This is a genomic window from Vibrio sp. 10N.222.46.A1, from assembly GCF_041473595.1.
Taxonomy (GTDB): Bacteria; Pseudomonadota; Gammaproteobacteria; order Enterobacterales; family Vibrionaceae; genus Vibrio; species Vibrio tasmaniensis_A.
This window is the reverse complement of record NZ_JBFRSN010001130.1, coordinates 1-558: the sequence shown is the minus strand read 5'-3', so window position 1 is coordinate 558 and position 558 is coordinate 1. Positions and strand designations below refer to the sequence as shown.

Sequence of the window (558 nt, the reverse complement as noted above, 5' to 3'; positions counted from 1 at the left end):
CATCAGTAGTTGCAAGAGGTAGAAAAACAGCCCAGTTGGCTCGTAAATACGCTTGCCCAGTGGTTTTATAACGCGAAAAGGTAACCGCTGCATGCTGCTCAGCCTTATCCAGTGCCTCTACAGGCTCTTGTGCGTGCTTATCAAACTGGTAGCTTTTAGGCCAGCCCATTTCTGCCGTTTTCAGTGTTTTCAATCGTGAATCAGCGATGATCTGCTCACATCCCGCATACTCTAAAACATGGCTATTATCTTGTACTTGGGCACGTATTTGGCCGCTGAACATCGCATTAATACTTCCGTTAGAAAGTATCTCTTCCCCATTAAAAGCGCTTCGACTCGACTCTGGCTCCAAAGTAATGTGCGTAATAGTTTCAAACTCACCACGTAACGTTTCCTTATAAAAAACGATGTCGTTGAGATGTTTGAGTTGAGGCAAAATTTCAGATGTTTTTTCAGCTAGATGTTGTTCAGAGAAGAAATCAGGTAAGGAATGGCCATCACTGATATTGTTGATAATCATATTGTTGTTTTTGGCATCAACAAGGGCTTGAGTTCTCA

At 42.7% G+C, this 558-nt stretch carries 1 protein-coding gene; it reads right to left on the bottom strand.

Annotated features, from left to right (window positions below):
- A partial coding sequence (locus tag AB4496_RS24475; RefSeq protein ID WP_372132398.1) for a hypothetical protein occupies window positions 1–558 on the bottom strand: 558 nt, incomplete at both ends.